At 45.6% G+C, this 18,657-nt stretch carries 21 protein-coding genes; 11 read left to right on the top strand and 10 right to left on the bottom strand.

Going from position 1 to position 18,657, the window contains the following annotated elements; translation table 11 throughout:
• The first annotated feature begins 5 nt into the window (after positions 1-5).
• From surA to apaH, 5 genes are all read left to right on the top strand, one after another.
• Entirely contained in the window at positions 6-1,301 is a 1,296-nt protein-coding gene (surA, locus tag GZN30_RS00540; protein WP_075649403.1) for a peptidylprolyl isomerase SurA, read from the top strand.
• Entirely contained in the window at positions 1,291-2,280 is a 990-nt protein-coding gene (gene pdxA / locus GZN30_RS00535) for a 4-hydroxythreonine-4-phosphate dehydrogenase PdxA (protein WP_075649404.1), read from the top strand. Before surA ends, pdxA begins: the two co-directional genes overlap by 11 nt.
• The gene (gene rsmA, locus GZN30_RS00530; RefSeq protein ID WP_075649405.1) at positions 2,277-3,092 is read left to right on the top strand and encodes a 16S rRNA (adenine(1518)-N(6)/adenine(1519)-N(6))-dimethyltransferase RsmA; all 816 of its coding nucleotides are present in this window, start codon (positions 2,277-2,279) and stop codon (positions 3,090-3,092) included. Before pdxA ends, rsmA begins: the two co-directional genes overlap by 4 nt.
• 89 nt (positions 3,093-3,181) lie before the next feature.
• Positions 3,182-3,562, top strand: a complete 381-nt coding sequence (gene apaG / locus GZN30_RS00525; protein WP_075649406.1) for a Co2+/Mg2+ efflux protein ApaG — start codon at positions 3,182-3,184, stop codon at positions 3,560-3,562.
• A gap of 9 nt (positions 3,563-3,571) precedes the next feature.
• A complete protein-coding gene (gene apaH / locus GZN30_RS00520; protein WP_075649407.1) occupies positions 3,572-4,378 on the top strand; it encodes a bis(5'-nucleosyl)-tetraphosphatase (symmetrical) ApaH in 807 nt (268 codons plus the stop codon).
• Between the two features lie 196 nt (positions 4,379-4,574).
• Here apaH and folA read toward each other — a convergent pair whose 3' ends face one another.
• From folA to rplU, 6 genes are all read right to left on the bottom strand, one after another.
• Entirely contained in the window at positions 4,575-5,057 is a 483-nt protein-coding gene (gene folA / locus GZN30_RS00515; RefSeq protein ID WP_075649408.1) for a type 3 dihydrofolate reductase, read from the bottom strand.
• A 57-nt stretch (positions 5,058-5,114) separates the two neighbouring features.
• Positions 5,115-5,588 (bottom strand): threonine/serine exporter family protein, encoded by a 474-nt coding sequence (locus tag GZN30_RS00510; protein WP_075649409.1) that lies wholly within the window; start codon positions 5,586-5,588, stop codon positions 5,115-5,117.
• Positions 5,585-6,352: a threonine/serine exporter family protein gene (locus GZN30_RS00505; RefSeq protein ID WP_075649410.1), complete on the bottom strand. Its 768-nt coding sequence runs from the start codon at positions 6,350-6,352 to the stop codon at positions 5,585-5,587. Before GZN30_RS00505 ends, GZN30_RS00510 begins: the two co-directional genes overlap by 4 nt.
• A gap of 150 nt (positions 6,353-6,502) precedes the next feature.
• Positions 6,503-7,678 (bottom strand): Obg family GTPase CgtA, encoded by a 1,176-nt coding sequence (gene cgtA, locus GZN30_RS00500; RefSeq protein ID WP_075649411.1) that lies wholly within the window; start codon positions 7,676-7,678, stop codon positions 6,503-6,505.
• Positions 7,679-7,950: 272 nt separating this feature from the next.
• The gene (gene rpmA / locus GZN30_RS00495; protein WP_027251812.1) at positions 7,951-8,211 is read right to left on the bottom strand and encodes a 50S ribosomal protein L27; all 261 of its coding nucleotides are present in this window, start codon (positions 8,209-8,211) and stop codon (positions 7,951-7,953) included.
• Between the two features lie 21 nt (positions 8,212-8,232).
• Positions 8,233-8,544, bottom strand: a complete 312-nt coding sequence (rplU, locus tag GZN30_RS00490) for a 50S ribosomal protein L21 (protein WP_075649412.1) — start codon at positions 8,542-8,544, stop codon at positions 8,233-8,235.
• A gap of 266 nt (positions 8,545-8,810) precedes the next feature.
• Between rplU and ispB the strand changes: the two genes are divergently transcribed.
• Positions 8,811-9,782 carry an octaprenyl diphosphate synthase gene (gene ispB, locus GZN30_RS00485; RefSeq protein ID WP_075649413.1) on the top strand — a complete coding sequence of 324 codons (972 nt, stop codon included), beginning with the start codon at positions 8,811-8,813 and terminating at the stop codon, positions 9,780-9,782.
• Positions 9,783-9,845: 63 nt separating this feature from the next.
• Here the strand turns inward: ispB and GZN30_RS00480 are convergent, their stop codons facing one another.
• Together GZN30_RS00480 and mdh are read right to left on the bottom strand one after the other, a co-directional pair.
• On the bottom strand, positions 9,846-10,037 hold the full coding sequence (locus GZN30_RS00480) for a hypothetical protein (protein WP_075649414.1): 192 nt from the start codon (positions 10,035-10,037) through the stop codon (positions 9,846-9,848).
• A 107-nt stretch (positions 10,038-10,144) separates the two neighbouring features.
• Entirely contained in the window at positions 10,145-11,080 is a 936-nt protein-coding gene (gene mdh, locus GZN30_RS00475) for a malate dehydrogenase (RefSeq protein WP_075649415.1), read from the bottom strand.
• A 337-nt stretch (positions 11,081-11,417) separates the two neighbouring features.
• Between mdh and argR the strand changes: the two genes are divergently transcribed.
• From argR to GZN30_RS00450, 5 genes are all read left to right on the top strand, one after another.
• On the top strand, positions 11,418-11,888 hold the full coding sequence (gene argR / locus GZN30_RS00470) for a transcriptional regulator ArgR (protein WP_075649416.1): 471 nt from the start codon (positions 11,418-11,420) through the stop codon (positions 11,886-11,888).
• Between the two features lie 331 nt (positions 11,889-12,219).
• Positions 12,220-13,188, top strand: coding sequence for a TAXI family TRAP transporter solute-binding subunit (locus tag GZN30_RS00465; protein WP_075649417.1), 969 nt, complete (start codon positions 12,220-12,222; stop codon positions 13,186-13,188).
• 199 nt (positions 13,189-13,387) lie between these two features.
• Positions 13,388-15,967 carry a TRAP transporter permease gene (locus GZN30_RS00460; RefSeq protein WP_075649418.1) on the top strand — a complete coding sequence of 860 codons (2,580 nt, stop codon included), beginning with the start codon at positions 13,388-13,390 and terminating at the stop codon, positions 15,965-15,967.
• A 41-nt stretch (positions 15,968-16,008) separates the two neighbouring features.
• The gene (locus GZN30_RS00455; RefSeq protein WP_075649419.1) at positions 16,009-16,446 is read left to right on the top strand and encodes a universal stress protein; all 438 of its coding nucleotides are present in this window, start codon (positions 16,009-16,011) and stop codon (positions 16,444-16,446) included.
• A gap of 157 nt (positions 16,447-16,603) precedes the next feature.
• Entirely contained in the window at positions 16,604-16,993 is a 390-nt protein-coding gene (locus GZN30_RS00450; protein WP_075649420.1) for a DUF2061 domain-containing protein, read from the top strand.
• 8 nt (positions 16,994-17,001) lie between these two features.
• Here the strand turns inward: GZN30_RS00450 and GZN30_RS00445 are convergent, their stop codons facing one another.
• Together GZN30_RS00445 and rraB are read right to left on the bottom strand one after the other, a co-directional pair.
• A complete protein-coding gene (locus GZN30_RS00445; protein ID WP_075649421.1) occupies positions 17,002-17,805 on the bottom strand; it encodes a glycosyl hydrolase 2 galactose-binding domain-containing protein in 804 nt (267 codons plus the stop codon).
• A gap of 136 nt (positions 17,806-17,941) precedes the next feature.
• Complete coding sequence (rraB, locus tag GZN30_RS00440) at positions 17,942-18,361, bottom strand: ribonuclease E inhibitor RraB (RefSeq protein ID WP_075649422.1); 420 nt, start codon at positions 18,359-18,361, stop codon at positions 17,942-17,944.
• Positions 18,362-18,657: the final 296 nt, after the last annotated feature.

Below are 18,657 nucleotides of genomic sequence, written 5' to 3'. Positions count from 1 at the left end.
TATTAATGAATACTTGGAAAACGGCGCTGCTTACCCTTGTAGCGGCATGCCATATCGGTACAGCTAACGCTGATATGGTTGAAATGGATAAAGTGGCAATTATTGTTAATGACGGTGTCGTACTACAGAGCGATATCGATACTGCACTGAAAACACTGGCTATCAATGCAAAGAAAAGCGGTCAAACACTTCCAGATCGCGATGCTCTGATTGAGCAGGTAGAAGAAAAGCTGATCTTGGAAACCATTCAAGAGCAAGAAGCCGAACGTATTGGTGTGCGTATTGATGACACTCGTCTTAATTCGGCGATTGCTGATATTGCCAAAAACAACAACCAAACCGTTGACGAACTAATTGCCTCAATTGCGGCGGAAGGCATCAGCTACCCAGAGTTCCGTGAGCAAATCCGTAAAGAAATTGCAGCCACTGAAGCACGCAATACCTTGGTGCGTCGCCGCGTCAACATTCTGCCAGCAGAAGTGGATAACCTAGCTGAAGTGCTCGCCAATGAAACCAATGCGACGGTGCAATACAAAATTGGTCATATCCAACTACGTGTCAACGATGGGGACGATAAAGCCAAAGTCCAAGCACAAGCTGAAGAGTTAGTAAAACGCATCAAAAATGGGGAAGACTTCGAGAAGTTAGCCTACACCTATTCAAAAGGTCCTAAAGCTCTGCAAGGCGGTGACTGGGGATGGATGCGTAAAGAAGAAATGCCAACCATCTTTGCTGATCAAATCAAGCTGCAGAATAAAGGTAGCATTATTGGTCCGTTTGCCAGTGGCGTGGGTTACCACATCCTAAAAATTGAAGATGTGAAAGGGCTTGAAACGGTAGCGGTAACTGAAATCAATGCTCGTCATATTTTGATTAAGCCGACCGTAATCCTCAGCGATGAAGGGGTTCAGAAGCAGCTCAATGAGATTATTCGTCAAATCAAAGCCGGTGAAGCAACCTTTGGCGAACTGGCGCAACAATATAGCCAAGATCCAGGTTCAGCGGCGCAAAATGGTGAACTAGGCTACCAAACTTCTGATCTCTATGTACCAGAATTTAAGCATCAAGTTGATACACTTCCAGTTGGACAAATTAGCGCACCGTTTAAAACGGTACATGGCTGGCACATTGTCGAAGTACTTGATCGTCGTGAAGTGGATCGCACTGATTCAGCAATGAAGAACAAAGCATATCGCATTCTGTTCAACCGTAAGTTCAACGAAGAAGCCAGCGCATGGCTACAAGAAATTCGTGCTGGTGCCTATGTTGAAATGGTAGAGGATCAACAAAATGGCAATTAAGCGTATCGTGGTAACCGCAGGTGAACCTGCGGGTATCGGTCCTGATTTAGTCCTCGCCCTCTCTAAAGAGGGCTGGGATCATCAAATTGTAGTCTGTGCCGACAAAACTATGTTAGCCCAACGTGCGGAGCAGCTTGGTATCGAAGTCACTCTGCATGATTACGATGCATCTCAACCAGCTACCAAACAGCAAGCTGGCTCGCTAATTGTTGATCATATTCCCTCAGCAACTAGTGTAACTGCTGGTCAGCTGGATGAAGCAAATGGTCACTACGTGCTGCAAACTCTTGAGCGTGCTGCCAACGGTTGTATGGCTGGCGAATTCGATGCGGTCGTCACCGGTCCAGTGCATAAAGGTGTGATCAACCGTGCCGGGGTTGCCTTTAGTGGGCATACTGAGTTTTTCGCTGAAAAATCTAATACACCACTGGTGGTTATGATGCTGGCAACTGAAGGTTTACGTGTTGCACTGGTCACGACCCACATTCCACTGGCTTACGTATCAAAAGCGGTAACAGCAGAACGCTTAGAAAAAATCATCGATATTTTGCATACCGATTTGGTAGAAAAATTTGCTATTCGTCAGCCAAACATCTATGTTTGCGGGCTTAATCCTCACGCTGGGGAAGATGGCTGTTTAGGCAGAGAAGAAATAGAGACGATTACGCCAACTTTAGAGCGTATCAAACAGGAAAAAGGTATTAACCTGATTGGTCCACTTCCCGCTGACACCATCTTTAACGAAAAGTATTTACAAGATGCGGATGCGGTTCTTGGTATGTATCACGACCAAGTACTTCCCGTGCTAAAATACAAAGGATTTGGTCGCTCAGTGAATATCACGCTCGGCCTACCATTTATTCGGACATCGGTGGACCACGGTACAGCACTTGATCTTGCTGGCACGGGTTCAGCAGATACAGGGAGCTTCCGAACAGCATTGGCGCACGCAATAGATTTAGTAGAGAAGAAACAATGAGAAATGATGTCCATCTAGGGCACAAAGCGCGTAAACGTTTTGGTCAAAACTTCCTAAACGATCCATATATCATTGATGGTATTGTTTCAGCCATCAACCCAAGACCGGGTCAGAACCTAGTGGAGATCGGTCCGGGTCTAGGTGCAATTACCGAGCCTGTAGGTCGCGAAGTTGATAAGTTTACTGTTATCGAACTTGACCGTGATCTAGCAGAGCGTCTGCGTAATCACCCGGAACTGGCGGATAAATTGACTATCCACGAAGGCGATGCAATGCGCTTCGACTTCACGCAATTGGTAAAACCAAACAACAAACTGCGTATTTTCGGTAACCTTCCGTACAATATTTCTACGCCGTTAATGTTCCACTTATTTGAATTCCACGCGGATATTCAAGACATGCACTTTATGCTGCAAAAAGAAGTGGTAAACCGTCTAGCAGCAGGTCCTGGCAGCAAAGCTTATGGTCGCCTAACGGTAATGGCGCAGTACTACTGTAAAGTTGTACCTGTACTAGAAGTACCGCCAACGGCATTTGTTCCGCCACCGAAAGTGGACTCTGCGGTTGTACGTCTAGTACCTTACGAAACTCTTCCGCATCCAGCGACAAGCCTAAAATGGCTTGAGCGTGTATGTCGTGAGGGCTTCAACCAACGCCGTAAAACCGTGCGTAACTGCTACAAGGCACTGATGAGTGCTGAAACTCTGGAAGAGCTAGGTGTAAACCCAGCTATGCGTCCAGAAAACCTAATGCTAGAGCAATTTGTTGCCATGGCGAACTGGTTAGATGCAAACAGCAGTCATCAAGCATAATCTTTAAGGGCGCACTCGCGCCCTTTTGTTTGGCTATACTCAAGTAACCTCAAGGTGCGAGGTCACTTGAGTATATACGAGGAGCTTATATGGATGTCTCTCAACCTTGTATTAAAGTCCAAGTTCATACCCGCTATATCGCGGAACAATCCGATCCTGCGGCAAAACGCTATATCTTTGCCTATCTCATTACTATCAAAAACCTCAGCACTGAAACCGTACAGCTAATTGCTCGTCGCTGGCTGATTACTGATGCCAACGGCAAACAAGTCACGGTTGAAGGCGAAGGTGTGGTTGGGCAACAACCTTTTATTGCAGGTAATGACGAGTATACCTACACCAGCGGCACGGCGATTGAAACGCCTGTCGGAGTGATGCAAGGTCAGTACATCATGCTGGATGCGAAAGGACAGCAATTCCACGCTGAAATCGAGCCATTTCGTCTCGCTATCCCCAATGTCTTAAACTAGGAAAACGCTGTGGCAACATATATCGTTGGCGATATACAGGGCTGCTTTGATGAACTCAAGCAGCTACTTAACACCGTGCAGTTCAACCCAACTCAAGATCAGCTCTGGCTCGCAGGTGACTTAGTCGCTCGTGGTCCTAAATCACTAGAAACACTCCGTTTTGTTAAACAACTCGGTGATAGCGCGAGAGTGGTACTCGGCAACCATGACTTACATTTGCTCGCGGTTTCCCTTGGAATTCATCGCGTAAAAGACAAAGATCAAACCGCGCCGATTTTTGCCGCTGAAGATAAAGATGAGCTTTTGACATGGCTGCGTCACCAGCCGTTAATGGCAGAACATGAAGAATTCGTGATGAGTCACGCTGGCATCTCTCCTCAATGGAATTTAGCCACCGCGAGAGCAAATGCAAAAGAGGTAGAGCAAATCCTACAAAGCCACGATTGGACTTGGTTAATTGAAAACATGTACGCCAATCAACCGGACTTATGGGATAACAAGCTGGAGGGTATTGAGCGCTACCGTTATATCATCAACGCTTTTACCCGTATGCGTTTCTGCTTTGCCGATGCTCGACTCGATATGGATTGCAAATTACCACCACAAGAAATCGAGGGTGATGAGCTTGTGCCATGGTTTGAACTACCAAGCCGAATCCGATTAGATAAAGCGGTGATCTTTGGTCACTGGGCGGCACTTGAAGGGCATCAAAGTGACCAAGAGATAGGCTTAGACACTGGCTGCGTCTGGGGTGGCTCACTCACCATGTTGCGTTGGGAAGACAAACAGTTTTTTACTCAACCGGCGTTAGCATAGTAACGCATGGATTATGGAACGCAATGCTACGGACAACGGAATCGCGAGGGAACTCGCGATATCAACATCTCACAGTTTCTGAGTAACTAAACTGTCCCGTATCTAATAGTGAAGCTCCGATTTACTTTCCGTAAACGCAGTGTTCTCACATCCGTCAGCGAAGCGTTCCATACAAAGCGAAGCTACGCTTCGCGCCCTACTCTCTATCCAAAACCGTAAAACGCATATCGTAAGCGTTCTTCTCATCGGCACTGTAGTGCTCTGAATGGCTCTCAACAAAGCTTTCATCCCATGCAGGGAATTGGGTGTCACCCTCAATCTTTGCATCGATATGGGTGATGTAGAGACGAGTCGCAAGAGGCAGGCACGCCGCGTAGATCGCACCACCACCAATGATCATCACTTCTTCCACATCTCCAGCAACCTTTAACGCCTGCTCAATCGACGTCGCGGTTTCAACGCCTTCAATGCGAAGCGTGTCATCACGGCTAATCACGATATTCTGACGACCAGGCAGCGGTCGGCCAATAGATTCATAAGTCTTACGTCCCATGATCACTGGTTTGCCTAGCGTGCAGCGCTTAAACCAAGCAAAATCTGCTGGCAAGTGCCATGGCATTTGATTGTCTTTACCAATAATACGCGCGTCTGCCATCGCGGCAATCATGCTAATAATCATTCAGCTATCCTATTTGTTGAGCCTAACTTTCTGTAAAAGGAGTGGGTGCCTGTGCGTTTAAACAATTGGGCGACGGCGATAGAATAACAAGCCTGGCATCGCTAAGCCAACAGCAAGACCGGCGATAATAAACATCGCTTTCAAAAAGTTAGTCGCCAGCATTTCTAGTAACTGTGGTTCAAAACCACGGTGGTTGAGCTCCACTAGCGCGATCATGGCTTTAAAGGCAAACACCCCCGGAACCATCGGAATCAATGATGCCACGGTGAAGACTTTCGGGTGCGCTAACAGTTTATGCGACCAATGCACGCCAATCATGCCAACAAAAGTCGCGGCAAAGAAAGTCGCCCATTCAATCGGGACTCCAAAATGCATCATTAGATAGCGTGAACCATGACCTATCGCTCCGCCCAATGCGCAATACTTCAGTGCTTTCACTGGCACATTAAACACTAAGGCAAAGCCAACCGCGGGAATCGCGGCAAAGAACATGTCATTGAGTAAACCAAACAGCAGTTCGAAGAAACTCATAATAGCCACCCCCACACATCAAAAACACTCATGGCGGCAATAATGCCAAGACAAGTCGCAAGCGTCAGCAGGCTCGCCATAACAAAGCGAGCAATCCCCATATTGACGTAGCCTTTGAGCATATCGGCGACACAGTTAATTAATGGCACCCCTGGTACCAACATCAAAACTGACGATGCCATCACCAGCGTAGGTAAATTACCGATATTGTAGATATAGGCTTGTACAGAAATAGCCGTGGTGACAAAAGCCGTCACAGCAAAGTTAAGCAGAGGATTGAAATGACGATGACCAATCTCTTGACGTACAGTCATCCCCACAGCAGAAGCAAGGAAAGTCATGGCAAATACTGCCCAGTCACCGCCCGCTAGGCGAGCAAATGCGGCACAAGATAGACCAATCATCACCATCACTAACCACCGATTATAACGCTCCGGGCTGATCTGATTGATCTTATGCTGGGCAAGATATTCATCAATGATCCCACGCTCCAGCATAATACAGATGCGCTGTACTTGAGTGACGACACGCATGTTGATGCCACGGTCAGCGCAACGCCTCGCCGTGGTAATACAATGTCCACGATTAACGGTCGTCACGACTAATGAGCTTGCTGAAAGCGATACTTCAACTTCATCCATGCCACAGGCAAGACCAATTCGTTCCATGATGCTGCCAACCAATGCACTTTCTGCTCCATGAGCAAGCAGCATTTGACCAGCTTGTGCAATTAAGCGGGAAACCGCTCTTTGCTTGGTATCCATACTGATTTAACTACTCCCTAAATCACACACTTCCTTGAAGGGATGACATTGTGACCAAAAATCACGCAAATAACTTTGATTTCAGACCAGATTTGTTTTTAGACGTAAAAAAGCCGCAAATAAATTGCGGCTTTCAATTCGATATAAGGATTAATCGCGAACGTAGACAACGTGACCGTCATCTTCTTCGTCATCCCAATCATCCCAGTCGTCGTCATCACCTTCAGTAATAACGTCTTTGCCAGACATCGCGTCTTTGTGGTAATCATCCCACATGAAATCAACTTTATCTTCTTCGCTGATCTCTTCTTCACCGCGAGGTAGAGTTTCCATAAAGTCAGCTAGCTTGTAACAAAGCTCTTTCGTGCCTTGCTTGTTCACTGCTGAGATCTTGAAGTACTCTTCTTCCCAACCTAGCGCATCCAAAATACCTTGAATCACTTCATCAGCTTCTTCTTCAGGCATTAGATCCACTTTGTTGAACACTAGCCAGCGAGGTTTGTCTGCCAGCTTCTCACTGTATTGCTCTAGTTCATCAATGATCGTTAATGCATTTTGGATCGGATCAGATTGATCAATCGGCATAATATCGATCATGTGTAGCAATACGCGACAACGCTCTAGGTGCTTCAAGAAACGAATACCTAGACCCGCACCGTCAGCGGCACCTTCGATTAGACCAGGGATGTCAGCAACAACGAAGCTCTTCTCTGGAACAACGCTGACTACGCCAAGACTTGGGATCAGTGTCGTGAACGGGTAATCCGCTACTTTTGGCTTCGCTGCAGAGACTGCGCGAATGAAAGTTGATTTACCTGCATTAGGCAGACCAAGCATACCAACGTCAGCTAACAACAGTAGCTCAAGACGCAGTTCACGGATCTCACCTTTAGTACCCAGTGTTTTTTGGCGTGGCGCGCGGTTCACTGAAGATTTAAAACGCGTGTTACCAAGACCATGCCAGCCGCCTTTCGCAACCATCATTTTCTTGCCGTGTTCTGCAACTTCCGCTACCACTTCATTGGTGTGGATATCAACCGCACGTGTACCTACAGGTACGCGTAGCACTTTGTCTTTACCACGTTTACCAGTACAGTTACCACCACGACCATTCTCGCCGCGCTCCGCTTCATAGAAGCGTTGGAAACGGTAATCGATCAGCGTGTTTAGGTTCTCGTCAGCCACGATGTAAACATCACCGCCGTCACCACCATCACCACCGTCAGGACCACCTTTGGTAATAAATTTCTCACGCCAGAAACTTACTACACCACTACCGCCATCACCGGCTTGAACTTTAACTACCGCTTCATCAACGAATTTCATCTGTTACTCCGCATTGTGTGCGTTGCAATATCACTTACAAGGCTCATTCGAGCTAATTGACAATGATATAAATTCTAGCAGATCCCATATACAGATCGATCACCTGAGATCTTGGGTCGCCTACTTTGGACCAAATAACGAGAGGTTTTCTCTGTTCAGCTATAAAAACTAAAAGCCTCTGGTTATTTGCCCTTGCTAAAAATAAAAAACCCCGCCGAATCGGCAGGGCTTTTAAATTCAGCTAGAAACCTAGTTCTAAGCTAAGAATCTGATTATTCAGCAGATTCGATGCTTACGAATTTACGGTTTTTAGGACCTTTCACTTCAAACTTAACTTTACCGTCAGTTAGAGCGAATAGAGTGTGGTCTTTACCAAGGCCTACATTGTTACCAGCGTGGAACTTAGTACCACGTTGACGAACGATGATGTTACCTGCAAGAACAGATTCGCCACCGAAACGTTTAACACCTAGGCGTTTGCTTTCTGAATCGCGGCCGTTACGAGTAGAACCACCAGCTTTTTTGTGTGCCATTGTTAAGCTCTCCTAATTCGATTAAGCGTTGATTGCAGTGATTTTCACTTCAGTGAACCACTGACGGTGACCTTGCTGCTTACGAGAGTGCTTACGACGACGGAATTTAACGATTTTAACTTTATCGCCACGACCGTGTTGTACAACTTCAGCTACAACTTTGCCACCCTCAACAAGAGGTGCACCAACGTGAATGTTTTCACCGTTAGCAACAAGAAGAACTTTATCAAATTCTACAGTTGCGCCAGTTTCAACGTCTAATTTTTCTAAACGAAGAGTTTGACCTTCGCTTACACGGTGTTGTTTACCACCAGATTGGAAAACAGCGTACATATTTTACTCCGCTTTTTCCGCACAGCCTGCATACATAATGAGCTAGGGTGTGCGCTAAACTAATCATCAATAGGGCGCAGATTCTACAGAATGAATGCCACTATGACAAGCCATATTTTGAAAAAATTGGCGAAAAGCTAGTCGCCAATTAAAAGTGCCGAGATCATGCCCTTAAAGCATGTATTTATCAACGTTTTTTAGTGTATTATTCAGTTAACAATTTAGATATAAATACCAGACAGGTTCTAACCTCAGCCGGAATTACAATGGATTTTAAAGCTATCCAAGCGCTTACTGCCGACGACATGGCAAAAGTGAACGAAACTATTCAAGCCCAGCTAAACTCTGATGTATCACTAATTAACCAACTTGGTTTCTATATCGTCAGTGGCGGCGGCAAACGCATACGCCCACTCTTAGCGGTACTGACAGCTCGTGCGCTTGGTTATCAAGGTAATGCACACACGACCGCGGCAGCCTTTATTGAATTCATCCACACAGCAACTCTGTTGCACGATGATGTTGTGGATGAATCTGATATGCGCCGTGGCAAAGCGACCGCTAACGCAGCATTTGGTAATGCCGCCAGCGTATTAGTTGGTGACTTTATCTACACCCGCTCATTTCAAATGATGACTGAGCTCGGCTCACTGAAAATTCTTAAGCTGATGAGTGATGCGGTAAACGTGATCGCTGAAGGTGAAGTATTGCAGTTAATGAACTGTAACGACCCTGATACTACCGAAGAAAGCTACATGCAGGTGATCTACTCTAAGACTGCACGCTTATTCGAAGCGGCGACGCAAATCGGAGCGATTCTAACCGACTCTTCTGCCGAAGTTGAATTAGCCATGCAGAACTACGGTAAATACCTTGGTACTGCCTTCCAGTTGATTGACGACGTGATGGATTACACTGCTGACGGCGAAGAGATGGGTAAAAACGTTGGTGATGACCTTGCTGAAGGCAAACCAACCTTGCCATTGCTGCATGCGATGCAACATGGCAACGCAGAACAGGCAGCAATGATCCGTGAAGCGATCGAAAAAGCCAACGGCATGGATCGTTTAGAAGAGATTTTGCAAACCATGGATCAAACAGGATCTTTAGAGTACACCCGTGCGAAGGCTGTTGAAGAAGCTGACAAAGCGATTGCCGAACTCGCTATCTTGCCTGATTCTGAATACAAGCAGGCATTGATTACCCTAGCCCACTTGTCAGTGCATCGTAGCAAGTAAGCTCTCACTCAAATTACTAAAAAAGGCAAGCCAATTGGCTTGCCTTTTCTCTATCTCATACGCTTAGTAATATTTATCGCAACCTAGATGCAGTTGAGGATCATCGACGATTTCCTCGACACCCACCGCGAATTGCTCATGACTCTGCTGATTTTCAATCAACACCGATTGTGTCACTTCATCAATCACCAACACTTTGCCGCTACCTTGAGCGCTCTCAACTAGCATACCTCGTCTTAACTCAGAAAGTTCCATATCGCATCTCCTGTGAAACCTCGGTTTAAGTACGGCACGTATTTGGGCAAAGATCAAAAAAGCCGATATCTCTATCGGCTTTTTACTATCAGCTCAGCGACGTCAAATTACTTAACGAAATCGACACCCACTTGAATATCGCCACTTAGTGTTTCTAGCATGCCATCAAGTGCCGCTTTTTCGTAAGCGCTCAGCTCACCGTAGCTCAGTACTTCTTCAACACCGTCTTTACCTAGCTTCACTGGTTGAGCGAAGAATGGCGCATGTTCACCAGCACCTTCTACGTAAGCACACTCAACCACGCCTTCTTCACCTTGCAGCGCGCGAACCAGTGCTAGACCAAAGCGACAAGCAGCTTGACCCATAGATAGCGTTGCAGAACCGCCGCCCGCTTTCGCTTCAACCACTTCAGTACCTGCGTTTTGAATACGTTTGGTTAGCGCTTCTACTTCTTCAGCCGTAAACTCTACACCTTCAACTTGAGAAAGTAGCGGTAGAATTGTCACACCAGAGTGACCACCAATCACAGGCACACGTACATCGCCTGGATCTTTATCTTTTAGCTCAGCAACAAAAGTTTCAGAACGGATCACATCAAGGGTTGTCACGCCGAATAGTTTGCGCTTGTCATAAACACCTGCATTTTTTAATACTTCAGCCGCGATTGGTACTGTAGTATTTACAGGGTTAGTGATGATACCGATACATGCTGTTGGACATACAACCGCAATTTTTTCCGCTAGCGACTTAACGATACCCGCATTGACGTTGAAAAGATCCGCACGATCCATACCCGGTTTACGCGCAACACCTGCCGAGATAAGAACCACATCAGCGCCTTCAAGCGCAGGCGTAGGATCTTCGCCGGCATAACCTTTGATCGATACTGGAGTTGGGATATGGCTAAGATCCGCAGCAACACCAGGTGTCACTGGCGCGATATCATAAAGAGCTAAATCTGAGCCTGCAGGAAGGCGATTTTTAAGTAGTAGGGCTAGGGCTTGTCCGATGCCACCAGCGGCACCTATTACGGCTACTTTCATCGTAGTTCTCCTTGAGAGGTGATCTCTTCTATTTTTTTGGTAGAGTATTTTGTAAACAGTTCTGCAGTCCAAGCTATAGTATTTAACGTCCAATTACAATTATTTAACTTCAGCTTTGCGACGCCACGCAACTCGCGTTTTTCGTGCTACAAATGGGCGCGGATAATAGCATGATAATCTCGTTATTTTCCAAGTCTTTAACTAACTAAAATGTCACTAATCAGCGGTAATGTCTTCATCACACTCTGAAGTTATTTTCGATGGCTAACTAGCGAAAAATGCATGTTTATGCGAGACTATGCACTTACTTTTAGTGTTGCGAGTTAAATAGAGAACTATGCGTCATACCGAAAAACAAGATAATCTCGTACGTGCTTTTAAAGCTTTATTAAAAGAAGAACGCTTTGGTTCACAGGGCGACATCGTCGATGCGTTAAAAAACGAAGGGTTTGAAAATATTAACCAATCCAAAGTTTCTCGCATGTTAACCAAATTTGGTGCGGTTCGTACGCGTAATGCCAAAATGGAGATGGTTTACTGTCTGCCAGCTGAACTCGGCGTTCCAACAGTTTCAAGTTCACTGCGCGAACTCGTGTTAGACGTTGATTACAACGCAGCGTTAGTGGTAATTCACACCGGTCCAGGTGCAGCACAACTGATTGCTCGCCTACTCGACTCGCTAGGTAAATCAGAAGGTATCCTTGGTGTCGTTGCAGGTGATGACACGATCTTCATCACGCCTACTCTGTCTATTTCAACCGAACAATTGTTTAAGTCGGTCTGCGAACTGTTTGAATACGCTGGCTAAAATTGAAATCAAACAGAATAAATGATTAATCACACCTATTTTTAGGTGTGATTTGTTTCACAACTTAATCAAAACCCCGACCGAAGTCTCAATTATGATAACTAACTGAGCAAAAAGAACTTTCCCTGCTATAGCAGAATCAAATCTCGCCTGATTAACTAGCTATTTTCGCTAAAAATTTTAACAATCATGTAATTATCTGCGGTTTTTTGATATCATTTATCAACTTTTTCAACAAAAGGATTGAAAAAGATGCCGTTTCCCAAATAGGAAACTCTTTTAGCAGATATACTTGCTGAAGGACTAATAATGAATAAAGGAAGGAACATTCATGGCATTTAACAAACTTATTCAAGCTGGCGCAATCGCAGCAGCAGTTATGGGTGCAGGTGCAGTAAACGCGCAAGAGTTTATTACTATCGGTACTGGTTCAGTAACTGGTGTTTACTATCCTACTGGCGGTGCAATTTGTAAGCTTGTTAACAAAGGTCGTAAAGAACACAATATTCGCTGTTCAGTAGAATCAACCGGTGGTTCGATCTACAACGTAAATACCATTCGTGCCGGTGAACTGGATTTCGGTATTGTTCAATCAGACTGGCAATACCACGGTTATAACGGTACCAGCAAATTTGCTGATCAAGGTCCATACAAAGACCTGCGTGCAGTGTTCTCTCTACACACCGAACCTTTCAATATTATCGCTCGCGCTGACTCAGGCATTGAAAACGTCTCAGATCTAGCAGGTAAACGTGTCAACATTGGTAACCCAGGTTCAGGTGACCGCGCGACAATGGGCGTGGTAATGGATGCAATGGGTTGGACTAATGACAGCTTCAAACTTGCTTCTGAGCTTAAAGGTTCTGAGCGTTCACAAGCACTTTGTGATAACAAGATTGACGCATTTGTTTATGTTGTGGGTCACCCAAATGGATCAATCAAAGAAGCAACCACTTCTTGTGATGCAAAACTAATCCCTGCAACGGGTGAAGCGATCGATAAGATCGTGGCTGACAACCCTTACTACGCATTCAGCACAGTGCCAGCGGGCATGTACCGCGGCACCGAAAAAGATGTAAACAGCTTTGGTGTAGCAGCAACGATGGTGACGACAGCGAAAGTCTCTGATGAGATTGCTTACAATGTTGCCAAAGCCGTGTTTGAAAACTTTGATACATTCAAACGCCTACACCCTGCGTTCGCAAACCTGAAAAAAGAAGACATGGTGCAAGCTGGTCTTTCAATTCCTCTACACCCAGGTGCAGAGAAATACTACAAAGAAATTGGTCTAATCAAGTAACCAACATCGGCAAGGAGGCTCGCCCTCCTTGCCTGCTACTCTCTGATATATACACCAGATACTTTTAGAGTTTCACAACTGAAACTCCGACCTTTTACATTCAAATTTTGCCGCGCTTCACTGACTCAGTCACTACACTGATAAAAGCGTAAGGCTCTATATCAATAAAAACGAACCCAATATAACAAGGATAACCTCCATGACGCAGACTACTACACCATCGCAAGATGTGCAGGATATGGTAGCCCAAGCCGATACAGGGGCACGTTCACCGAAGGGGATTTCGGGACGTATTCTATGGTTTGTTCCGCTATGTTGGTCTCTATTCCAACTTTGGTACGCATCACCACTTCCGTTTATTTTCAATTTTGGCGTACTTAACGACACTGAAGCGCGTTCTATTCATCTAATGTTTGCGGTGTTTCTAGCCTTTACCGCTTACCCCGCAATGAAAAACTCACCGCGTGATCGCATCCCGCTGATTGATTGGGTATTAGCACTCGCGGGCAGTTTCTCTGCCGCTTATATCTATATTTTCTACACCCAATTAGCAGAACGCTCTGGTGCCCCAATACAACCTGATATTGTGGTCGCCGTGATAGGTATGTTGTTGCTTCTAGAGGCTACCCGTCGTGCATTAGGTCCACCATTGATGGTGGTTGCCGCTGTATTCTTACTGTATACCTTTGCCGGTCCTCACATGCCGGACGTGATTGCGCACAAAGGCGCAAGCCTTAACAAAGCCATGTCTCACTTATGGTTAACAACCGAAGGGGTATTTGGCGTTGCACTGGGGGTTTCCACCTCGTTTGTATTCTTATTTGTCCTCTTTGGTGCGATGCTGGAGCGAGCGGGCGCTGGTGCATACTTCATTAAAGTTGCCTTCTCTATGCTTGGTCATATGAAAGGTGGTCCGGCAAAAGCGGCGGTTGTTGCATCTGGCTTGTCCGGCTTAGTCTCGGGTTCTTCGATTGCTAACGTAGTAACAACCGGTACGTTTACCATTCCTTTAATGAAACGTGTTGGCTTCCCTGGCACCAAAGCTGGCGCAGTTGAAGTGGCAGCTTCCACCAATGGTCAGCTCACGCCACCAATTATGGGTGCAGCGGCTTTCTTAATGGTCGAGTATGTCGGCATTTCCTATGTTGAAGTAATTAAAGCTGCACTTTTACCTGCGCTTATCTCTTACATTGCGCTGATTTACATTGTCCACCTAGAAGCATGTAAAGCAGGTATGACGGGCTTACCTCGCCGTCATAACCCAACGCTACTACAAAATTTACTCTCATTTACTGGCACTATCTTGGGACTAGTCGTCACCAGTGCGGTGGTGTACTACGGTATTGGCTGGACTAAAGATGTATTTGGCGATGCAGCAACACCAATTGTGACTGTCGCGCTGTTTATCGCCTACCTTGCGCTACTGCGCGTGTCTGCTAAATACGCCGATGCGGGCAACATTGAAATTGATGCCGAGCTCACTGAAGTGCCAGATCCCGGTCCAACCGTAAAATCTGGTCTGCACTACCTACTGCCTATTGTGGTTTTAGTTTGGTGCTTAACGGTAGAGCGTTTTTCGCCGGGTCTGTCGGCATTCTGGGCAACCGTGTTTATGATCTTTATTTTGATCACTCAACGCCCTCTTATGGCGATGATGGCGAAAACCGGTGATGTGGCAGAGCAAACCAAACAAGGCTTTATTGATTTAGCTGAGAGCTTAGTAACTGGCGCGCGCAACATGATTGGTATTGGCGTGGCAACCGCGGCAGCTGGTACTGTGGTTGGTGTTGTGACCCTTACGGGCATTGGCTTAGTGATGACCGAATTCGTTGAGTTTATCTCTGGCGGTAACGTAATTCTGATGCTGCTGTTTACCGCGCTGATCAGTTTGATTCTCGGTATGGGCTTGCCTACTACAGCAAACTACATCGTAGTTTCAACCCTAATGGCACCGGTAATCGTAACATTAGGGGCTCAACATGGTTTGATCATTCCACTTATCGCTGTACACCTCTTTGTGTTCTACTTCGGCATATTGGCAGACGATACCCCTCCAGTAGGTCTGGCTGCTTTTGCTGCGGCTGCGATTGCCAAATCCGATCCAATTCGCACCGGTATCCAAGGTTTTACTTACGATATCCGTACCGCGATTTTGCCCTTCATGTTTATCTTCAATACTCAGTTATTAATGATGGGTATTGATAGTTGGTGGCACTTACTGCTGACGGTGATCTCTTCAATCATAGCAATGCTGCTCTTCTCTGCGGCGACGCAAGGTTGGTGGTTTACTCGTAATAAATGGTGGGAAACCATTCTACTGCTAGCTTTGACCTTCTCATTCTTCCGCCCTGGTTTCTGGTGGGACATGATCTACCCAGCGAAAGTTTATTCGCCGGGTACCGAGATTGCTCAGATTGCCGAGCAACTCGATGTAGGGCAAACACTTGAATTGCGCGTCGCCGGTGAAACCTTAGCAGGCGATATGGTTGAAAAAACTGTGCGCCTACCATTTGAAGATGATGCAGTAGGTGCTGAAGAGCGCATAAGCTCAATGGGTCTGATGCTAACTGAAAATGAAGGCAAGATGATTGTCGATATGGTGGAGTTTGGCAGCCCAGCAGAAGCGTCTGGCATCGATTTTGATTGGCAAATTAAATCAGTGGTCCAAGACGCCGATCGACCAATGAAAGAGTGGGTGTTCTTACCTTGTCTATTGATTGTCATCGCACTTGGTGCCAACCAGAAACGTCGTGCTCGTAAGGAATCGCTGAGCGCTTAAACCGATAGGCTCCAAGGATGGAGCCTTAAAGAGAGAAAGTGATGTATAAACAGATTCTTGTACCTGTCGATTTAAACGAAAATGGTTTTTCTGATCGCGCAATTGAAACTGCGATTTGGCATGCCAAGCAATCCAATGCTCAATTGCACTTATTGACGGTGTTGCCTGGAATTCATATGCCTATGGTGGCGAGCTACTTCCCTAAAGATGCCGCCGAGGTGATGAGAAAAGATGTCGAGAAGCAGCTTAACCAGTTTGCCGAGCAGCAAATTGGCGATCAAGTGGCGTATAAAGTCCATATCGCTGAAGGTAAAGCTTACAAGACCATTTTAAAGTATGCCGACAAACTCGCGGCAGACTTGATCATTATGCCAAGCCATAAGCGGTCCAAATTGGATAAAGCCGTGTTAGGTTCTGTGGCAAGTAAAGTGGTTCAAGCGTCACCGGTCAACGTGTTGGTGATCAAACCACAGGGTTAATCTATTAGTGAATAGCGACTTATTTAAAACACAAAAGGCGCTCATTGAGCGCCTTTTTGATAGGTATTAGCTATTAAATAAATACAATTAAGCCATTATCTTTATCAAAACAAATCGACAATAATCAAATCATGGTCACCCACTAATGACATTGATTATGAAGAAGACACTTACTTTTGCCAGCATTCACTTTACTATCGCTTTTACCGTTGCATACCTACTAACCGGTGACATTTTGATTGGTAGTATGATTGCAATGCTTGAGCCAAGCGTAAACACGGTCGCCTTCTACTTCCATGAATTAGTTTGGAACAAGACTCGCGCCTTGCAGAACTTAGCACGTAATCCAAAAATCAAAACAACCAGCTTTGCAGTGGTTCACTTCAGCGTTGCATTTGGTGTGGTATACCTACTGACTGGCGATGCCTTTGTCGGTGGTATCATGGCAGCGATTGAGCCAACCATTAATACTTGTGCTTATTACTTCCACGAAAAAGTGTGGTTACGTAAACAAGAGCGTGAATTCAATATCGCTTGCGCTCATTAATCTCAGAGCTACACCGGATAATGCTGAGCGCAAAGATCTTCGCTCAGCCCGACTCGGTACTCTCGAGTCTGACCATCTAAACTCACTTGCAATGCATACAAATGTTGTGGGTTGGGCTGATTAACATCAAAGTAGATCGGCGCTTCGACTTGAAACAGTGCACTGGTATGGTTGTTGCGCACATCAATAGGTAAATGGTAAGTCATACCATTGAACTTCACCGATGCAGAGACAAGACCTGCAGCATAAGTGGTATAGTAAAGATCGACCTTAAACTCACAGCCTCCCCCATGGTGCCAAATTTGCTCTGTCGCGACATAATCTAAGCGTACATGGCGGATAAACTGTAAATATGGCGCTTGCCAAACACCAATGCGCTCATCGTGTTTTGACTCTCCATCAGCACACAAGCTACATACTTGCTCAACTTCATCTTCATCAATCAGCCAGTCGTCATCTTGATGAAGAAAAAGGATTTCAAAACGGTTTCGTCCTAATTGTAGGTAGGGTCGCACATCTTTCTTATAGATCGCTTGTGTGCCATCACAATCAAACACCGCCACACCATTAACCCGCACCTCGGCATAGTAATCGACCCCGCCAATTACGAGATCCACTGCCGGAAATGCCAGCATCGCTTCATCAACTTCAATGTCGTGCATTAAATGCCACTCTTGCTCAGCAATGGCGGTTTCAGAGAGCGTATTTGGCAACACCTCACTGAGCGGTGCAGGGAAAGAAAGATCGTCTTGTGGGATAGAGAGATCGGTTAGCGGAGATAATTGCCACAGTCCGGCGAGAGAGAATTCCATGTTATACAAACTTGCGCTAGATCAATATTCGCTAGATTATAGTGAATACAAGTGAGTATAGATACCGCTTAGATACAAAAATACCAGCTTGATAAGCTGGTATTTGTAAAACAGTTTCCGATGCTAATCGCGTAGATTAGTAATCTTCGTCGTCTTCATCTTCTTCAGAGTACAGAGCGTCTTCGCCTTCGTAGTAAGTACCCCAACCATCGTAGATGATGTCGTATTTTTCAGCTAGGTGAACAAGTTTTTCAACTTGAGCATCGATCGCTTCTGCATTCAGTACAGATTCCATCGTTGCGTCACAGCAAAGTAGCTTGTTGCCATCTTCGTCTTCAGTTTCTTCTGCTTCTAGCACTTCGAAACCCATTTTGAACGCTTCAACGACTGCTTTTTCTAGCGTGTCGAAGTCTTCAGCGAATAGATGGTGCTCGATCTCGTATAGCGCATCTGGATCACTGCCGTCTTCAAGCAATGCTTGGATAATATCGCGAGTCTCTTCCTTTTGAATCTCAATTAATTCTTCTACTGATAGATATTCATCTTCGTGAGACATAGTTGTGCTCCAGAGTGTGATAACAATATTGACGATTTCTCGCGACGAAATATCGCACGGTTCAACAAAAAATACTACCCAGAATCGCTGCTCGCGATGATCTTTCTTGCGATCTTAGCCTTAAATGGGCGATCTTGAATGCAAATACTCTAATTTAACCACTTTATCCTCGCTAAGCCGACTTCAGAACAAAGTATCGCCTGGTCAATTAGACCAATTTCACTCAAAGCGAGTGTTTATCAATTATGGACGCATAACTAAACGCTCACTAAATTATGCATAAACATGAACTTAAT

The sequence above is a fragment of the Vibrio ponticus genome (assembly GCF_009938225.1).
Lineage (GTDB): Bacteria > Pseudomonadota > Gammaproteobacteria > Enterobacterales > Vibrionaceae > Vibrio > Vibrio ponticus.
This window is presented reverse-complemented; position numbering and strand designations above follow the sequence as displayed.

What these genes read in the sequence shown, in the direction of transcription:
- surA (WP_075649403.1), top strand. Translation starts at nt 6, where the DNA reads ATGAATACTTGGAAAACGGCGCTGCTTACCCTTGTAGCGGCATGCCAT.
- rpmA (WP_027251812.1), bottom strand. Translation starts at nt 8,211, where the DNA reads ATGGCACACAAAAAAGCTGGTGGTTCTACTCGTAACGGCCGCGATTCA.
- GZN30_RS00465 (WP_075649417.1), top strand. Translation starts at nt 12,220, where the DNA reads ATGGCATTTAACAAACTTATTCAAGCTGGCGCAATCGCAGCAGCAGTT.
- GZN30_RS00480 (WP_075649414.1), bottom strand. Translation starts at nt 10,037, where the DNA reads ATGGAACTTTCTGAGTTAAGACGAGGTATGCTAGTTGAGAGCGCTCAA.
- ispB (WP_075649413.1), top strand. Translation starts at nt 8,811, where the DNA reads ATGGATTTTAAAGCTATCCAAGCGCTTACTGCCGACGACATGGCAAAA.
- GZN30_RS00505 (WP_075649410.1), bottom strand. Translation starts at nt 6,352, where the DNA reads ATGGATACCAAGCAAAGAGCGGTTTCCCGCTTAATTGCACAAGCTGGT.
- cgtA (WP_075649411.1), bottom strand. Translation starts at nt 7,678, where the DNA reads ATGAAATTCGTTGATGAAGCGGTAGTTAAAGTTCAAGCCGGTGATGGC.
- mdh (WP_075649415.1), bottom strand. Translation starts at nt 11,080, where the DNA reads ATGAAAGTAGCCGTAATAGGTGCCGCTGGTGGCATCGGACAAGCCCTA.
- GZN30_RS00510 (WP_075649409.1), bottom strand. Translation starts at nt 5,588, where the DNA reads ATGAGTTTCTTCGAACTGCTGTTTGGTTTACTCAATGACATGTTCTTT.
- GZN30_RS00445 (WP_075649421.1), bottom strand. Translation starts at nt 17,805, where the DNA reads ATGGAATTCTCTCTCGCCGGACTGTGGCAATTATCTCCGCTAACCGAT.
- rplU (WP_075649412.1), bottom strand. Translation starts at nt 8,544, where the DNA reads ATGTACGCTGTTTTCCAATCTGGTGGTAAACAACACCGTGTAAGCGAA.
- rraB (WP_075649422.1), bottom strand. Translation starts at nt 18,361, where the DNA reads ATGTCTCACGAAGATGAATATCTATCAGTAGAAGAATTAATTGAGATT.
- argR (WP_075649416.1), top strand. Translation starts at nt 11,418, where the DNA reads ATGCGTCATACCGAAAAACAAGATAATCTCGTACGTGCTTTTAAAGCT.
- pdxA (WP_075649404.1), top strand. Translation starts at nt 1,291, where the DNA reads ATGGCAATTAAGCGTATCGTGGTAACCGCAGGTGAACCTGCGGGTATC.
- rsmA (WP_075649405.1), top strand. Translation starts at nt 2,277, where the DNA reads ATGAGAAATGATGTCCATCTAGGGCACAAAGCGCGTAAACGTTTTGGT.
- folA (WP_075649408.1), bottom strand. Translation starts at nt 5,057, where the DNA reads ATGATTATTAGCATGATTGCCGCGATGGCAGACGCGCGTATTATTGGT.
- apaG (WP_075649406.1), top strand. Translation starts at nt 3,182, where the DNA reads ATGGATGTCTCTCAACCTTGTATTAAAGTCCAAGTTCATACCCGCTAT.
- GZN30_RS00455 (WP_075649419.1), top strand. Translation starts at nt 16,009, where the DNA reads ATGTATAAACAGATTCTTGTACCTGTCGATTTAAACGAAAATGGTTTT.
- GZN30_RS00460 (WP_075649418.1), top strand. Translation starts at nt 13,388, where the DNA reads ATGACGCAGACTACTACACCATCGCAAGATGTGCAGGATATGGTAGCC.
- GZN30_RS00450 (WP_075649420.1), top strand. Translation starts at nt 16,604, where the DNA reads ATGAAGAAGACACTTACTTTTGCCAGCATTCACTTTACTATCGCTTTT.